Origin of the sequence: Mycolicibacterium iranicum (assembly GCF_014190915.1) — a bacterium.
Lineage (GTDB): Bacteria > Actinomycetota > Actinomycetes > Mycobacteriales > Mycobacteriaceae > Mycobacterium > Mycobacterium iranicum_B.
The window spans coordinates 299,297-314,892 of the sequence record NZ_JACHVU010000004.1 but is presented as its reverse complement, the minus strand read 5'-3'; the positions used below and the strand labels follow the sequence as shown (position 1 = coordinate 314,892).

The following is a 15,596-nucleotide window of genomic DNA, read 5'->3' as shown; positions in this document are numbered from 1 at the left end:
CGGTATGGCGGTATCGGCGCAGGTAGGGGCTAGGCTACGGCTCGTGACCGCCGAACTCGACGCACTTCTGCGCCAGGTGGCCCGCCGCGACGCCGACGCGTTCGCCACGTTCTACGACCAGACCCGTTCCCGGGTGTACGGCCTGGTCACACGTGTGCTGCGCGATCCCGGCTACAGCGAGGAGACGACCCAAGACGTCTATCTGCAGGTGTGGCGCACCGCCGGAAACTACGACCCGGCCGCCGGATCCCCGCTGGCCTGGCTGCTGACCCTGGCCCACCGGCGCGCGGTGGACCGGGTGCGCTCCGAAGAAGCAGCGAGCTCCCGGGAGAACCGCTACGGCGCCGCCACCATCGAACTCCCGTCCGATGCCGTCATCGACGAGGTGATCTCGGGCGACGAGCGGCGACGCGTCACCGACTGCCTGGGCTCGCTGACCGACACTCAGCGCGAATGTATCCAACTCGCCTATTACGACGGCCTGACCTATGTGCAGGTGTCGGAACGGCTGGCTGCCAACCTGGCGACCATAAAATCCCGTATGCGCGATGCCATCCGCGGGTTGCGCAGATGCTTGGGGGTCGCATGACCAATCCTCAGAACGACCTGATGTCCCTGGCGACGCCGTACGCGCTGCACGCGCTGCCGGCGGCCGAAGTCGCCGAGATCGATCGCCGGCTCGCTGACGCGCCGCCCGGGGTCGCCGAAGAATTCGACGCCGAGGTCCGCGCGGTGCGCGAGACGATGGCGGTGATCGCTGCGGCGACGGCGATCGAACCGCCGCCGGGTCTGCGCGCAGAAATCCTGCGGCAGATCGCCGACGACCCGGTGCGCACCCTCCCCACCCAGCCGCGGGAACGGCGCTGGTCGCGGGCGGCGCTCGCCGGTGCGGCCGCCGTGGTGATCGGGCTCGGCGCCGTCGGCGTGGGCTATGCGCTACGGCCCGCCGCCCCGTCGGTGTCAACGGCGCAGGAGATCTTCGCCGCGCCCGACGTCCGGACGGTCTCCGGTGAGATCCCCGGCGGCGGCACCGCGACCGTGGTGTTCTCGCGGGACCGCAACGCGGGCGTACTGGTGATGAACAACGTGACCCCGCCGCAATCCGGCACGGTGTATCAGATGTGGCTGATCGGCGAAGACGGCCCGCACTCGGCCGGCACGATGGACCAGGAGGCGGTGGCCCCGTCGACCACGGCCGTGCTGCCCGACCTCGGCGGCTCACAGACGCTCGCGTTCACCGTCGAGCCACCCGGCGGGTCCACGCAACCGACGAGCCCGGTGTTCGCCCAGCTCTCGTTGACCTAGTCGGTTTCGAGCGTCGCGGCGGCCACCTCGGCGAGCACATCGTCGACGTTGTGGCCCCGGCGCCACGCTCTGCGCTGCCGGGTCGCGCCGTTGCCGCGGGTCGCCAGAGCCGCGAGCCCGGAGGTCACGAGCTCGTGGTCACCCGCAGCTTCGAGCGCCGGGCGGACGCGCTCGACGAGTCCGTCCAGCAGGGTCAGCGCCGGCGCGGCGACATGGTTCTCCAGGTCCACTCCGTCGCCGTCGATGCCGTCGCGCGCCGCCTTCCAGTAGGCCGCCTTCAACGCGTACGGCGCGAGCGGAAGCCGGGGTTCACCCCGGCGCTCGTCGTCGAGCGCGGTCATGACGCAGCCGCGCACGAGCGCGGCGAACAGGACGGTCTCGGCGACCGTCGCCGGGACGTCGGCGACGCGGACCTCGACGGTGGGGAAGTTCTTCGACGGCCGCACATCCCAATAGACCATGCCGTCGTCGCGGATCGCGCCGCTGTGGATCAGCATCTGCACAGCGGCGTCGAATTCGTCGGCCGAATCGAAGTGCGGCGGCGGCCCCGCGCTGGGCCAGCGCGCCCACAGCACGCTGCGCCAGCTGGCGTGGCCGGTGTCGGCGTTGCGGTAGATCGCCGAGTTCGCGGTCAGTGCGAGCAGCATCGGCAACCACGGCCGCAGCCGGTTGCTGACCGCGACCGCGGCATCCCGGTCGGGCACCGCGACGTGGACGTGGCAGCCGCAGATCCCCTGTTCGTGGGCGATCATGCCGAAGCGTTCACCGATGTCGCGGTAGCGCGGCGTGTCGGTGACCGGGAATTCGTGCGGCAGCGTCGGTGGCAGACCGACGGCGAGCAGTCGGGCGCCGGCGCGCTCGGCGGCCTCGGCGGCGACGCGTCGCAGGCGGGTGACCTGCGTGCGCAGATCGTCCACCTCGTCGATGACCTCGGTGGCCGTCTCGACCTGACACCTCGTCAGCTCGAGTTGCAGTTCGACGTCCTTCTCGGCAGCGAGCGCGGCCACCTCGCGGTTGAGCGCGATCGGAGCGCCTGATTCCGGGTCGACGAGGAGGAACTCCTCTTCGACGCCGAGAGTCGGGATCCCTGTCATGGCCTCCGATGGTCACAGTGCGAAATATTGATCCGGCCCGTCGGATAATTCGACGACGGGCCGGATCGGGGTGAAGAAAGTCGATTGCGTATATGCCCCAGCCAAATCCGGTTCAAACCTCCACCTACGATCACAATGTGGCAAAGGAATTCCGGTTCGGCGTGGGCGTCACGCGCGCCAAGTCGCGAAACGCGATCGAGGATGCGGCGCGGCGGGCCGAGGCACTCGGCTTCGACGTCCTGCACGTCCCCGACCACCTCGGGGGGCCCGCTCCGTTTCCGGTCATGACGGCCGTCGCGACGGCCACCTCGACCCTGCGGGTCGGCACGTTCGTGATCAACGCCGCGTTCTACCGACCCGCACTGCTGGCGCGTGATGTCGGCGCCCTTCACGATCTGTCCGGCGGGCGCTTCGAGCTAGGTCTGGGCACCGGGTACGTCAAAGAGGAGTTCGACGCCGCGGGGATCCCCTTCCCGAGCGCGGGTGAACGTGTGGACCACCTCAGGGCGACCACCGAATACATGGCCGAACATCTGGCTGCCGTGCCGATCATGATCGCCGGCAACGGGGACAGGGTGCTGCGCATCGCGGCCCGGTCGGCCGACATCATCGGGCTCACCGGCGGTGACCGAGCGGCCTCCGGCGACGAGGATCCGCTGGCGGACCGCATCGCGTTCGTCCGCAACGCAGCGGGCGCGCGGTTCGACGAGCTGGAGCTCAACATCGCGATCACCGCGATGCCGGTCGACGGTTCAGGGCAGCCGGACCTCACGATCCCGCGCATCTCGCTGCCCGGCCTTTCCGACGACGAACTACTCCGGCACCCGGGCGTGTTGTCGGGTTCGGCCGGGGACATCGCCGACCGGATCCGCAACTACCGCGACGTCTACGGCATCAGCTACGTCATCGTCCAGATGCGCCATGCGGAGGCGTTCGGCAAGGTGATCGAGCTTCTCCGTTAGCTCACAGCCACAGGTACAGGCCCGAGAGCAGCGTCCACAGGGCGACGCAGTACACCTCGAAGGCGAGCCGCAGAGGAATGGGCGCGTCGCGCAGCTCCATGAAGTCCAGGCCGACCAGACGCGCCTTGATCGCGGCGATCGCGAGCACCACGACCGCGACCATGGAGCCGGTCCCGTGTTCGGCGCCGACGGCCCACGACACGATCGTCGCCGCGACGAGGAACAGCCAGCTCGCGCCCGCGCGGTTCTTCAGCAGATCGAGGACGGCCATCAGCTCACCAGGTAGAGCAGTGCGAACAGGAAGATCCACAGCAGGTCGACCAGATGCCAGAAGCAGGCCGCGCCTTCGACGAGCGCCGTTCGGGTGGTACTCATCTCGGTCCGCCGGGACTGGCTCAGCACGAACGACAGCGCACCGAGTCCCAGGCAGACATGGAACAGGTGCAGCCCGGTCAGGATGAAGTAGTAGAGGTAGAAGTCGTTGGCACCCGGCCCGTGTCCCGCCGCGACGAGCGAGACGTACTCGAACACCTTCAGAGCGATGAAGCCGATGCCGCACACCATCGCCGTGAGGACGGCACGGGTGGCCAGGCCGGGACGGCCCGACCGTAACGCGTTGAGCGTCAACACAACACACAGCGAGGACGTGAGCAGGACCAGGGTGTTGAGCACGCCGACACCGAGGTGCAGCGTGGAGCGCGCGGTGTCGAACACCTCGGGGTCCCGGGCGCGTTCGACGAGGAACGTCACAAAGAAGGCGCCGAAGACGAGCATGTCGCCGAACAGGAAGACCCAGGTGCCGCTCTCGCCGGGGACCCGGCGGGCCTCGCGCGGTGCGACCGCGGTGTCCGTCACGCCGGCTGGGCCTGTACGGCGTCGGACGGCTGGGCGCGCTGTTCGGCCGTGATGGACCGCAGCATGACCGCCGTGGTGGAGAACAACCAGACGACCAGCACCAGACCCGGGATGTAGAAGGCGAATACGCCGTTCCACGCCAGCGGTCCGTCGTTGAAGACGACGACGACGCACCCGGGCAGCGACAGCGTGGCCACCCACAGGTTCAGGTAGCCGTACCACCGGGGGAAGGTCGGGGGGTCGGTGGTGTCCACGAACGACGCGACGGCCAACGTGAGGTTCTGGATGATGATCGTGCCGACGATGCCGATGAACCACAGCCAGAACACGTCGTTGAGGGCCTGGGTGAGCTCTGCGGAGCGCTCCTGCGGACGGTAGGCGGCGACGCCGAGGAAGAACTGGGGGAACAGCAGGGCCGGCACGAACACCGTGGCCGCCATCAGCTGGGTCATCGACAGCATCCCGAAGCGGCCTTCGACCCGGCGTATCCGCAGGACGATCGTCGCGAGGAACGGCAGCGCGAGAACTGCGCTGAGTAGCGCGCCGGACACCCCGAAGCGGATCCAGAGCTTGTGGTCGACGAAGAAGGTGGCGATCTCCTCGGCCGAAGCAGCCGGAGACAGCGGCGGAAACAGTTGGGCGACACCGGAGAAGCTCGCGCCGTACAGCAGGATCATGATGGTCCCCGACCAGGCGCCGATGCGTTGCAGTGTCAGCTCCACGCACGGCACGCTACCGGCCCCTCCCCGAAGTTTTGACACTTTTGCCATAACGGAGACGCGCCATTGTGGGCGTGCGGCGGCGGGCGGGTAAGCTCCCACCGGCAATGCCCCCGTAGCTCAGGGGATAGAGCACGGCTCTCCTAAAGCCGGTGTCGCAGGTTCGAATCCTGCCGGGGGCACTCTGCGTCTGTCGTCTGTATCCGATCGCACCAGCAGATCGCCGGGCGAGCAGCCAGGGATCGCGCGTCCCTGACCAACGGTTCCGATGGGATCGGCGTGTCCACGCCGTCGACTTCTGCATGATGGTCGTGGGACCGGAGCGTCGACCGCCATGGTGCAGAACTCGCCACGTACGCCCGTGACCGGCCTCAGCGCGCCGTCGACTTCTGCATGATGGTCGCGGGGCCGGCACGTCGACCGCCGTGGTGCAGAACTCGGCGACGCCGGCCAGGGACGACGATCTGCAGCTGCTGTCGATGATCGCGATCAGTCCGTCGAATCGGCAGCCGAAAGATAACGTCATTCTCCAAATTGCGACCTCGGCTCTACTTTCCCGAGAGTACGTTTCCGAGTATGCATACGGTCCGTAGCTTCTGCCGCGTCTGCACCTCCGTCTGCGGCATCCTCGTCGACGTCGACGGCGACGACGTGCTTCACGTCCGCGGCGATCAGGAGCATCCGTTCTCCCGCGGATACACCTGCGCCAAGGGCAGATCGCTACCGCAGTTGCACCACCACCCCGACCGCCTCGAGCATCCGCGAATGCGCATCGACGGCCGACTGCAGGACTCCCCGTGGGAGGAATGCCTCGACGACCTCGGCGCCCGGCTCAAAGGCATCATCGACGAACACGGACCGAACTCCGTCGCCTTCTACTTCAGCACGATGGAGAGCGCCGGCTTCCGCATGGCCGAGGCCCTGCACGCCGCCATCGGCACCTCAGCCAAGTTCAGCCCCCTGACGATCGACGGCACCGCGAAGCCGCTCGTCTCCGACCTGGTCGGCGGCTTCATCGGTCTGTCCGGCCGAACCGACCTCGACACCACCGACTTCCTGATCCTGCTGGGCGCCAATCCCGTTGTCTCGCATGGTCATGCCATCTCGATGCCGAACCCGACCGGCACGGTGCGGGACATCGCGCGCCGCGGGACGGTGTGGGTGATCGATCCGCGGCGAACCGAGACGGCCCGTCTGGCCACCCACCACCTCGCGCCACGCCCCAGCACCGATCATGCCGTCCTGGCCTACCTCGTCCGGGAACTGCTCGCGGACGGCCGGAAGAGCGACGTACCCGTACAGGGCGAGGACGCGCTGGCAGCCGCCGTCGCCCCCTTCACCCTTGAGCACACCGCCGCCCTCGCCGACGTCGCCGAGGCGGATCTGCTGCTGCTGTGCGCGCAGGTGCGGGCAGCCAGATGCGTGGCCGTGGAGACCGGCACGGGCGTGACGATGACCGCCGACCGGGCCAACGTCACGCAGTGGCTGGCGTGGGCGCTGATGATCCTGACCGGAGCGATGAACAGGCCCGGCGGGACGTGGTTTCACCCCGGATTCGCCTATCAGCTGGAGACTTTCGGCGAGTTCCTGCCCATCACGCCGATCGAGGGATCGTTCGGCGAGGGACCCCGAAGCCGCCCCGAGGCGCAGGCGTTCATCAACGAATGGCCGTGCGCGGTGCTGCCCGACGAGATCGCCGCGGGGAACATCCGAGCCCTGATCAACGTCGGCGGGAGCCTGGTCACCAGCTTCCCCGAAACCGCCAAGCTCGTTCCGGCCCTGCAGAACCTGGAGGTGTTCGCGACCACCGAGATCATCGACAACGAGACCACGCAGCTCGCCACCCACGTGCTGCCCACCAAGGATCCGCTGGAACGACCGGACATCACGCTGCACGACATCCTCAGTTCGCGCGTCTCCGTCCAGCACACTCCGGCGGTGGTCGCCCCGGTCGGCGAGCGCCGGTCGATGTGGTGGGTCTTCGCCGAGATCGGCCGCCGGCTGGGTCACGACCTGAGCTCGCTGGGCGACCCGGCCACCAGTACCGACGACGACGTCCTGGCGGTCCTGCTGGCCGGCGCGCGGGCCGGCTACGCCGAGGTGGCCGCGACCGGATGGGCCGAAGCGCCGCGCGAGCTACCCGCACGCTGGGTCGACGACCACATCGAGCGGATGGGCGGATGGCGCCTTGCGCCACCGCTGCTCGTCGCGCAGCTCGCAGCGCTGGAGCCGCCACCGCCGTTGGTGATGGTGCCCCGCAGGCAGCGCCGGAAGCTGAACGGCCAGTTGGATTATCTCGGCGAGCGGGCCGACATCCTGATCAATCCCACCGACGGCGAGGCCGCCGACATCGTCGACGGACAACCGGTCATCGTGCGCAGCCGAAACGGCGAACTGACCGGGATCGCCAGGATCGACGGGACGATCCGGCGCGGCGCGGTGTCGATTCCGCACGGACACCGCGACGCCAACGTCAACCGGCTCACGAGCAAGGACGACATCGACGTGGTGACGGGGATGGTCCGCTACTCCGGAATCGCCGTCAGCCTGCACCCGGCCTGACGGGGCTCAGGTCCCGCGGGTCTCGATGACCTTCTGGGCGATGTCGATCAGCTTGGTGTTGCTGTCCTGGGACAGTCTGCGCAGCATCTCGAAGGCCGCGACGTCGTCGACGTCGTAACGCTCCATGATGATCCCCTTCGCCTGCCCGATCCGGTCCCGCGTCGACAGCGCAGACTCCAACTGCTCGGTCTCGCGGCTGGCCATGATCGCCGCGGCCGCATGGGCCGCGAGGACCGCACCGATCGTCTCGGCCTGCCCGTCGAAGGCGTTCGGGCGAAGCGCGAACAGGTTCAGCGCCCCGGCGGTCTGCTCGCTGGTGTACAGCTTGAACGACACCCCGCTGAGCACGCCGATCTCCACGGCGGCCGCCGAATACCTCGGCCAGCGCTCTTCGGTCCGGAAGTCGTCGGTACGGACGATCAGATCGTCGACCGCCGCCTGCAGACACGGGCCCTCGTGAAAGGTCATCTGTAGTTGGTCCAGGCGGTGGGGCAGCTCAGAGGTGCCGGCGACCGATTCGAAGCGCCCACCCTTGCCGAGGAACAGGAACCCCGCGGCATCGGCGCCCGGGATCAGCCTCAAGACCTCGGCGGTGACGTCGGACAGCACCTCCTCGACCCGGCGCGGGGAGGCCACGAGTCGTGCCAACTCAGCCATCCGCAGAGCCAGCTCGTGATTGGGCGTCTCGGTCATCGGTCAACAATCCCCTATCCCCCGGACAGCGCAAACAGCGGGGTTTGCCCTGAGGGTTCGCGGGTTATGTAGCCCCGCAGACGGGCGGGGCGGTCGACCGCTACTGCCTGTTGAGGTCTCGTCGGTTCAGACTACGAGCCGGCGGGACCGTCAGCCGCCTCGGTCACTCTGTTAGTTGTAGTACGGTGCGGGGATGAGTCCGGCCGGCGTCTGGGTCCTGGGTGGTTATCAGAGCGACTTCGCGCGCAATCTCGACCGCGAGGGGTCGGACTTCGCAGACCTGACGGCCGAGGTCGTGAACTCCACCTTGGAGGCGGCCCGCCTCGATGCCTCTGACATCGGCGTCGTGCACGTCGGCAACGCCTTCGGTGAGCTGTTCGCGCGCCAAGGACACCTCGGAGCGATGCCCGCCACGGTGACCGGGGGGCTCTGGGGCGTCCCGGCGTCGCGCCACGAGGCGGCGTGCGCGTCCGGCAGCGTCGCCGTCCTGGCGGCGATGGCCGACCTGCGCTCGGGCGCCTATCGGACCGCGCTCGTACTCGGGGTGGAGCTGGAGAAGACGGTGCCCGGCGACACGGCCACCGCGATCCTGGGTGCAGCCGCGTGGACCGGACATGAGGGCCAGGACGCGAAGTACATGTGGCCCTTCATGTTCGACCGCGTGGCCGCCGAATACGACTGCCGTTACGGCCTGGACGACACCCACCTGCGGGCCATCGCCGAACTCAACATCTCCAATGCGAAGTCCAATCCGCTGGCCCAGACGCGCGGGTGGTCGGTACCGACCCCACTCCTGACCGACGATGTGCAGAACCCTGTGGTGGAAGGCCGGCTGCGCCGGTTCGACTGCAGTCCCCTCACCGACGGCGGCGCCGGTGTCGTCCTCGTCAGCGACGAGTGGCTCAGGGACCACCCGGATGCCCGGCCCCTGGCACGCATCGACGGGTGGGGTCACCGCACGGTAGGGCTGGGGCTGCAGGAGAAGTTCGACCGGGGCGCCAGAGATGGGGGCGCCAAAGACAGGTACGTGCTCCCGCATGTCCGCGTCGCCGCCGTCGACGCGTTCGACCGGGCCGGCGTGACCGTCGAGGACATCGACGGCTTCGAAGTCCACGACTGTTTCACCCCCAGCGAGTATCTCGCCATCGACCACCTCGGTCTCACCGCGCCGGGCGAGTCGTGGAAGGCCATCGAGAGCGGCGACATCTCGCGGGCAGGCCGTTGGCCCGTCAACCCGAGCGGCGGCCTCATCGGCGGCGGACACCCCGTCGGCGCCACCGGTGTCCGCATGCTGCTCGACGCGGCACGCCAGGTCGGCGGCATCGCCGGCGACTACCAGGTCGACGGCGCGCAGACGTTCGCCACGCTGAATTTCGGCGGGAGCACCGCCACGACCGTCAGCTTCGTCGTCGGAAAGGCGCCGGTATGAAAGCCACCCACCCAGAGATCGTCGGCCGGCTGCTGTCCACACTGCCCGCCGGCGACGACCATCCGTACCGCACGGGACCATGGCGACCGCAGACGACCGAGTGGGACGACGATGATCTTCCTGTCGTCGCGGGCGAGATCCCAGACGACCTCGACGGTGTGTACCTGCGCAACACCGAGAACCCGCTGCATCCCGCCTTGAAGAACTACCACCCGTTCGACGGCGACGGCATGCTCCACATCGTGGGCTTTCGCGACGGGTCGGCGTTCTACCGCAACAGATTCGTCCGTACCGACGGCCTGCTGGCGGAGAACGACGCGGGCGGTCCGCTGTGGCCCGGTATCGCCGAACCGGTCGAACTCGCCCGGCGCGATCACGGCTGGGGTGCGCGCACGCTGATGAAGGACGCCTCCTCGACCGATGTCGTGGTGCATCGCGGGACGGCCCTGACCAGCCACTACCAGTGCGGGGACCTCTACCGCACCGACCCCTGTACGGGGGAGAACCTCGGAAAAGAGGATTGGCACGGTGCGTTTCCGTCGGACTGGGGCGTCTCGGCCCACCCCAAGGTCGACGACCGGACCGGCGAACTGTTGTTCTTCAGCTACAGCAAGCAGGCACCGTATCTGCGCTACGGCGTGGTGGACGCAGCGGGTCGCGTCGTGCACGGGATCGACGTCGAACTGCCCGGCCCGCGGTTGCCGCACGACATGGCCTTCACGGAGAACTTCGTCGTATTCAACGACTTTCCGTTGTTCTGGGACCCAGCCCTGCTCGACCACAACATCCACCTGCCCCGCTTCCACAGAGACATGCCGTCGCGCTTCGCCGTCGTTCCCCGCCGTGGCGACCCGTCACAGATCATGTGGTTCGAGGCCGACCCGACCTACGTGTTGCACTTCCCCAACGCCTACGAAGACGGCGACGAGATCGTCCTCGACGGCTTCTTCCAGGGCGACCCCGAACCGGCGGACAACGGCATGGGCACCCGCTACGAGCGCGCGTTCCGCTTTCTGGCGCTCGACCGCCTGCAGACCCGGCTGCACCGGTGGCGTTTCAATCTCAGGACCGGAGAGACCCGCACCGAGCAGTTGACTGACAGCATCAGTGAATTCGGCATGATCAACCCCGCCTACGCGGGCCGGCGCCACCGCTACACCTACGCCGCGACGGGCAAGCCCGGGTGGTTCCTTTTCGACGGGCTGCTCCGCCACGACCTGCACACCGGCACCGAGCAGCGCCACACCTTCGACGGCGGTGTCTACGGCAGCGAGACCGCGATGGCGCCTCGCGTCGGCAGTACCGCCGAAGACGACGGCTATCTCGTGACCCTGACCACCGACATGAACGCCGACGCCTCCTACTGCCTGGTGTTCGACGCCGCGAACATCGCCGACGGACCTGTGTGCACCGTGCGACTGCCGGAGCGAATCTCCAGCGGCACTCATTCGACATGGGCGGCAGGCGACGACCTTCCCCGGTGGCGCGACACGGACTCCGCCGCCGCCTCGATCGGGCTCTGATTGACACCCGCCCCCAACGCCGTCGCGCAGATGCTGGGCGTGCTGGGTGACGAGTGGACACTGCTCATCGTGCAGCGTGCACTACTGGGCGCTCGGCGGTACGGCGACTTCGCCGAGGAGCTTCCGGTGTCGCATGCCGTGCTGTCGAATCGGCTGCAGGTACTGACCACACGAGAGCTGTTGACCCGCAGCCGGTATCAGAGCAGACCACCGCGCTCGGAGTACCTGCCGACAGCGAGGAGCCGTTCGCTGTGGCCCATGCTGATCTCGGTCTGGGACTGGGAGCGACGGTGGGTGCCCAGCCATGCCGAGCCGCTGCCCGGAATGCGGCACACGCTCTGCGGGGCGGACTTCGCACCGCAGGTGGTCTGCCGGGGATGTCAGTCGCCGGTGACAGCGGACGGCATTGCCGCGCACTGGGGTCCGAGCGGCTCGTGGCAACGTTCGATCCCGTCGGGCAGCACCAGGCGCAGATCGGGAGGGCGCCGGTCCGGGGCCTCGGTGCTGTTCCCCCAGACGATGAGTGTGATCGGTGACCGTTGGGCGTTCGCGCTGCTGGTCGCGGCGTTCGTCGGGATCGACCGGTTCACCGATTTCCAGACCCAGCTGGGCGCTGCGCCGGCGACCGTCGCCGACCGCCTCTCGGTGTTCGCCGCCGAGGAGATCCTGGTGCACGGCGACGGCCGCTACCGGCTCAGCGAGAAGGGACTGGCTTTCTTCCCCGTTCTGGTGACCGCACTGACCTGGGCGCAGCGTTGGTTCCCGGCGCCGGAGGGACCGGCCGTCGTGCTGACGCACACCGCGTGCGGCGCGGAATTCCTCCCGGCGCTCGCCTGCGATCGGTGCGGCGTCCACCTGCGCGGGTCGCAGATGCGCCCCGTCTCGTAGCGGCACCCGGTGATCAGGCCTGACAATGGGTTCGTGACCACGCTCCAGAATCGCCCGCACACAGCACTTCTCGTCGTCGACGTCCAAAATCTGGTGGTTGACGGCGCCTACCGGCGCGACGAGGTGATCGCCAACATCGCGGCCCTGGTGGATCGCGCCCGGCAGGAGGACGTACCCGTGGTGTGGGTGCGCCACCATGACGACGCCCTCGTCCGGGGTAGTGACGCATGGCAGATCGTGCCCGAATTGATCCCCCGCGACGACGAGCCGGTGGTGGACAAGAGCTATGGCGACTCGTTCGAGGACACCGTCCTGGAACATGTGCTCGCCGAGCGCGGGGTCGGCCGGCTCGCCGTGGCCGGGTGCCGAGACCGATGCCTGCGTGCGGAGCACCCTGCACGGGGCGTTCACCCGGGGATACGACGTCGCGCTGGTCAGCGACGCCCACACCGCCGGCGACAAGACGCACTGGGGCGCTCCGCCGGTGGACGCGGTCATCGCTCACACGAACCTGTACTGGGCTCACCAGTCGGCGCCCGGACGCACCGCAGAGGTGGTGACGGCGGCCGAACTCCGCCTCACGCAGCAGCGGAAAATGGCCTGAAATTTTTCTGGCACTCTCCTATGTCGAGTGCTAATCTCGCTGGTGCACAGTGATTGGTCGCCCGCCAGGGTGGCGGGCTTCGAGCGACATAGGAGGTGGATTGCTGTGCTTCGCTTCGATCCGTTCAGTGACATTGATGCTCTGACCCGGGGCTTGCTGACCAGCCAGACCGGATCGAGCCGTGCCCCCCGGTTCATGCCGATGGACCTGTGCAAGATCGACGATCACTACGTGCTGACCGCCGACCTACCGGGCGTCGATCCCGGTTCGGTCGACGTCGACGTCGACAACGGCACACTGACCATCTCGGCGCACCGCACTGCCAGGTCCGACGACGCGGCCCAGTGGCTCACCAGTGAGCGGTTCTACGGCACCTACCGGCGGCAACTCTCGCTCGGCGATGGCATCGACACCGCGGCCATCTCGGCGACCTACGAGAACGGCGTCCTGACGGTGACGATCCCCGTCGCCGAAAAGGCCAAGCCGCGCAAGATCGAGATCAGCCGCGCCGACAAACAGGCGTCCATCGAACCCACCACGGTCGACGCCGACTGATCGCAGTGACCCTCAGCCGTTGCGGTCCAACCGGAATCGCAGGTTGGACCGCACGGCGGGCCACTCGATGTCGAGGATCGAGTACACGACGGTGTCACGCCGGGAGCCGTCGGGCAGCACCTGGTGGCTGCGCAGGACGCCGTCGAGCTTCGCGCCCAACCTCTCGATCGCCGCCCGGCTGGCCGCATTGAAGAAGTGCGTCCGGAATTCAACCGCGACACAACCCAATTCGTCGAAGGCGTGGCCCAGCATCAACAGCTTGGTCTCGGAGTTCACCCCGGTGCGCCGCACCGCATCGACGTACCACGTGTTGCCGATCTCCAGGCGCCGGTTCGGAGCGTCGACGTTGAGATAGCTCGACGACCCCACCAGGGCGCCGTCCTTCGCGCGGACCACCAGGGTCAACCCGGTATCGGAGGCCTGCACCGCGAGGCGCGTCTGCACCCAGTCGGCGGCAGCGCCCGCCTTCGGCGCCGCCGTGAACCACAGCCGGCCCAGCTCGCCGTCGCCGGCCGCCGCCTCGATCTCCGAGACATGTTCCTCGCGAAGGGGTTCGAGCGTCACCCACCGCGCACCCTCGAGCGTCACGGGCTCGACGAAGCCGCTCATCGCAACCTTCGGCTCTTCGCGCCGGCGCTCATCGCGACCCGGACGCCCACGTCGACAGCATCGCCCACACCGACAGCAGCGCCGCAGCCACCGCGACCGCGCCGCCGACGTACAGTCCGTACGCCGCCGACACCGGCGGGTAGACGTAGAGGCGGTAGAACCACACCGCCAAGGCCACCAGCACGAGCGAAATGGCCAGCGCCGCTGACGAAGCCACGCGCCCCGAGATCCCCCGCGCCGCCATCGCCCCCGCGACCACCAGCGTCGAGGCCGACAGAACGATCAGCTGACCAACGCCGAACCCCGGTGGGGGCACCGGCATGGCCCCGGCGACACCCCCGATCGCGTTGGCCCGGCCACCGCCCTGAGCAGACTTCAGCCAGGGCAGCCACGCGCTGATCGCCACCACGAGCGCACACAGCGCGACCAGCCACCCCGGAAGCGCGCGAGCCATGCGCAGAACACTACTAGGGTGTACCGATGAGCGATCTCCCAGAATGGGCGCGTCGTCTGGACCTTGCACCGCATCCGGAAGGCGGCTGGTTCCGCGAGACGTGGCGCAGCGAGGTGACCGTTCCGCAGTCGGTTCTGCCGCCGGACTACACCGGACCGCGCAATGCGGGAACCGCGATCCTGTTCCTTCTGATGCCGGGCCAGCAATCGGCGTGGCACACCGTGCGGAGTGCCGAACTGTGGCTGTACCACTCCGGTGGGCCCCTGCTCCTCGAGACAGGTGAGCAGCAGGAGCACGCCACCACCCACGTGCTCGGCGCCGACATCCTCGCCGGTGAGAGCCCGCAGTTCGTCGTGCCGCCGGGCCATTGGCAGCGCGCGCGACCGAGCGGCGATCACCCGTGTCTCGTCAGTTGCGTCGTGGTGCCGGGATTCGACTTCGCCGACTTCGAGCTCGGGGCGCCTACCGACTGAGCAGGTCCATCGCCGCGGCCACCAGTGCGGCGTTGCCGTCGGCCACGGATCCGTCGGGCAGCGTCAGCACGTCCTCCATGCCGATACGCGCCTGCACACCGCGCACTCCGGCGTGTTCCAGCAGCGGCCAACAACTTCCGTCGAGTCCATGCAGCAGAACCGGCGCCGGCGAACCCGCGTCGGCGACGAGGCCGAGCAGTTCGTCGGCGGTGTCGACATCGCCGTCGGCGCCCAGTTCGATCATCACCCGCATGCAGTGCTGGGCGACGTCCGAGGCAGCCCAGGACCGTGCGGCCTCGGCGTGGAAGATGCCGGCCTCGACGCCGAGGCCGCGGCTGAGCAGAAGTCGTGCCAGCTCGGGCGAGCCGGGCTCGTGCCAGTTCACGGACGCGAAGTCGGGCAGCACCGTCCAGCTCTCGATCGCCTCGTAGCGCCGCTGCACGTCGGGAAGCGCCCAGTATCCGGTGGTCACCCCGAGCGGAAGGCCGGGAAGGGCGTGGCGCACCGCGGCGACGGCCGCGTCGACGTGGGCGCCCTCCAGGGAGTCCACACCTTCGCCGTCCTTGGGATGCATGTGCACCGCCCGGGCGCCGGCGCGATGCGCGGCGACGGCTTCGGCGGCGAGCTGCTCGGGGGTGACCGGCAGGTTCGGGTGCTCGTCGGGTGTGCGTGCTCCGTTGATGCAGGCCTTGACATAAGTCGTCCGGATCTTCGGGACTCTTGGGATTCTCGGGCCCTCGGGGCTATCGGAACTGGCGGACATGGAGACCATCCTGGCGGGCGCAGGCCTCATACGTCCGGCGTCGGCTCAGAATGCGTTTTGCGGGAATTGCCGCCGCGAGCCGCCTCGACCTGCGAATCGTCAGGCGGG

Annotated in this window: 18 protein-coding genes, 1 tRNA gene and 1 pseudogene; 12 read left to right on the top strand and 8 right to left on the bottom strand. The window is 68.5% G+C overall.

Features of this window, described 5'->3' with window-relative positions; translation table 11 throughout:
• The first annotated feature begins 4 nt into the window (after positions 1-4).
• Both FHR72_RS11850 and FHR72_RS11845 read left to right on the top strand, forming a co-directional pair.
• Complete coding sequence (locus tag FHR72_RS11850; protein ID WP_183468459.1) at positions 5-589, top strand: sigma-70 family RNA polymerase sigma factor; 585 nt, start codon at positions 5-7, stop codon at positions 587-589.
• Positions 586-1,305 carry an anti-sigma factor gene (locus FHR72_RS11845; RefSeq protein WP_183468156.1) on the top strand — a complete coding sequence of 240 codons (720 nt, stop codon included), beginning with the start codon at positions 586-588 and terminating at the stop codon, positions 1,303-1,305. Before FHR72_RS11850 ends, FHR72_RS11845 begins: the two co-directional genes overlap by 4 nt.
• Here FHR72_RS11845 and FHR72_RS11840 read toward each other — a convergent pair.
• On the bottom strand, positions 1,302-2,399 hold the full coding sequence (locus FHR72_RS11840; protein ID WP_183468155.1) for a glutamate--cysteine ligase 2: 1,098 nt from the start codon (positions 2,397-2,399) through the stop codon (positions 1,302-1,304). The genes FHR72_RS11845 and FHR72_RS11840 overlap by 4 nt on opposite strands.
• A gap of 137 nt (positions 2,400-2,536) precedes the next feature.
• Here FHR72_RS11840 and FHR72_RS11835 point away from each other — a divergent pair, with 137 nt between their 5' ends.
• Complete coding sequence (locus FHR72_RS11835; protein ID WP_183468154.1) at positions 2,537-3,361, top strand: LLM class F420-dependent oxidoreductase; 825 nt, start codon at positions 2,537-2,539, stop codon at positions 3,359-3,361.
• 1 nt (position 3,362) lies between these two features.
• Here FHR72_RS11835 and FHR72_RS11830 read toward each other — a convergent pair whose 3' ends face one another.
• From FHR72_RS11830 to FHR72_RS11820, 3 genes are read right to left on the bottom strand one after another with little or no spacing between them, the layout of a single operon-like run.
• The gene (locus FHR72_RS11830; RefSeq protein ID WP_183468153.1) at positions 3,363-3,632 is read right to left on the bottom strand and encodes a cytochrome C oxidase subunit IV family protein; all 270 of its coding nucleotides are present in this window, start codon (positions 3,630-3,632) and stop codon (positions 3,363-3,365) included.
• A complete protein-coding gene (locus tag FHR72_RS11825) occupies positions 3,632-4,216 on the bottom strand; it encodes a cytochrome c oxidase subunit 3 family protein (RefSeq protein WP_183468152.1) in 585 nt (194 codons plus the stop codon). Before FHR72_RS11825 ends, FHR72_RS11830 begins: the two co-directional genes overlap by 1 nt.
• A complete protein-coding gene (locus FHR72_RS11820) occupies positions 4,213-4,893 on the bottom strand; it encodes a hypothetical protein (RefSeq protein ID WP_183468457.1) in 681 nt (226 codons plus the stop codon). Before FHR72_RS11820 ends, FHR72_RS11825 begins: the two co-directional genes overlap by 4 nt.
• Positions 4,894-5,044: 151 nt before the next feature.
• Between FHR72_RS11820 and FHR72_RS11815 the strand changes: the two genes are divergently transcribed.
• Positions 5,045-5,117, top strand: a tRNA-Arg gene (locus tag FHR72_RS11815).
• A 394-nt stretch (positions 5,118-5,511) separates the two neighbouring features.
• Entirely contained in the window at positions 5,512-7,497 is a 1,986-nt protein-coding gene (locus FHR72_RS11810) for a molybdopterin-containing oxidoreductase family protein (protein WP_183468151.1), read from the top strand.
• 6 nt (positions 7,498-7,503) lie between these two features.
• Here FHR72_RS11810 and FHR72_RS11805 read toward each other — a convergent pair whose 3' ends face one another.
• The gene (locus FHR72_RS11805; protein WP_183468150.1) at positions 7,504-8,190 is read right to left on the bottom strand and encodes a GAF and ANTAR domain-containing protein; all 687 of its coding nucleotides are present in this window, start codon (positions 8,188-8,190) and stop codon (positions 7,504-7,506) included.
• Between the two features lie 193 nt (positions 8,191-8,383).
• Here FHR72_RS11805 and FHR72_RS11800 point away from each other — a divergent pair, with 193 nt between their 5' ends.
• The 6 genes and pseudogenes from FHR72_RS11800 to FHR72_RS11780 all read left to right on the top strand — a co-directional run bounded on the left by FHR72_RS11800 (position 8,384) and on the right by FHR72_RS11780 (position 13,189).
• Positions 8,384-9,619, top strand: a complete 1,236-nt coding sequence (locus FHR72_RS11800; RefSeq protein ID WP_183468149.1) for an acetyl-CoA acetyltransferase — start codon at positions 8,384-8,386, stop codon at positions 9,617-9,619.
• Positions 9,616-11,142, top strand: a complete 1,527-nt coding sequence (locus FHR72_RS11795) for a carotenoid oxygenase family protein (RefSeq protein WP_183468148.1) — start codon at positions 9,616-9,618, stop codon at positions 11,140-11,142. Before FHR72_RS11800 ends, FHR72_RS11795 begins: the two co-directional genes overlap by 4 nt.
• A gap of 30 nt (positions 11,143-11,172) precedes the next feature.
• Entirely contained in the window at positions 11,173-12,030 is an 858-nt protein-coding gene (locus FHR72_RS11790) for a winged helix-turn-helix transcriptional regulator (RefSeq protein ID WP_183468455.1), read from the top strand.
• Positions 12,031-12,039: 9 nt separating this feature from the next.
• Positions 12,040-12,336, top strand: a pseudogene (locus tag FHR72_RS26760) (isochorismatase family protein); the annotation flags it as partial.
• The gene (locus FHR72_RS26755) at positions 12,317-12,634 is read left to right on the top strand and encodes an isochorismatase family protein (protein ID WP_311736124.1); all 318 of its coding nucleotides are present in this window, start codon (positions 12,317-12,319) and stop codon (positions 12,632-12,634) included. The pseudogene FHR72_RS26760 and the gene FHR72_RS26755, both read left to right, overlap by 20 nt.
• Before the next feature lie 105 nt (positions 12,635-12,739).
• The gene (locus FHR72_RS11780) at positions 12,740-13,189 is read left to right on the top strand and encodes an Hsp20/alpha crystallin family protein (RefSeq protein ID WP_183468147.1); all 450 of its coding nucleotides are present in this window, start codon (positions 12,740-12,742) and stop codon (positions 13,187-13,189) included.
• A 12-nt stretch (positions 13,190-13,201) separates the two neighbouring features.
• Here FHR72_RS11780 and FHR72_RS11775 read toward each other — a convergent pair whose 3' ends face one another.
• Together FHR72_RS11775 and FHR72_RS11770 are read right to left on the bottom strand one after the other, a co-directional pair.
• A complete protein-coding gene (locus tag FHR72_RS11775; RefSeq protein WP_183468146.1) occupies positions 13,202-13,798 on the bottom strand; it encodes a GNAT family N-acetyltransferase in 597 nt (198 codons plus the stop codon).
• A gap of 28 nt (positions 13,799-13,826) precedes the next feature.
• Positions 13,827-14,252 carry a hypothetical protein gene (locus FHR72_RS11770; RefSeq protein WP_183468145.1) on the bottom strand — a complete coding sequence of 142 codons (426 nt, stop codon included), beginning with the start codon at positions 14,250-14,252 and terminating at the stop codon, positions 13,827-13,829.
• 26 nt (positions 14,253-14,278) lie between these two features.
• Between FHR72_RS11770 and FHR72_RS11765 the strand changes: the two genes are divergently transcribed.
• Positions 14,279-14,725, top strand: coding sequence for a cupin domain-containing protein (locus FHR72_RS11765; protein ID WP_183468144.1), 447 nt, complete (start codon positions 14,279-14,281; stop codon positions 14,723-14,725).
• Here the strand turns inward: FHR72_RS11765 and FHR72_RS11760 are convergent.
• Entirely contained in the window at positions 14,715-15,488 is a 774-nt protein-coding gene (locus tag FHR72_RS11760) for a 3-keto-5-aminohexanoate cleavage protein (RefSeq protein WP_183468143.1), read from the bottom strand. The genes FHR72_RS11765 and FHR72_RS11760 overlap by 11 nt on opposite strands.
• Positions 15,489-15,596 lie beyond the last annotated feature (108 nt).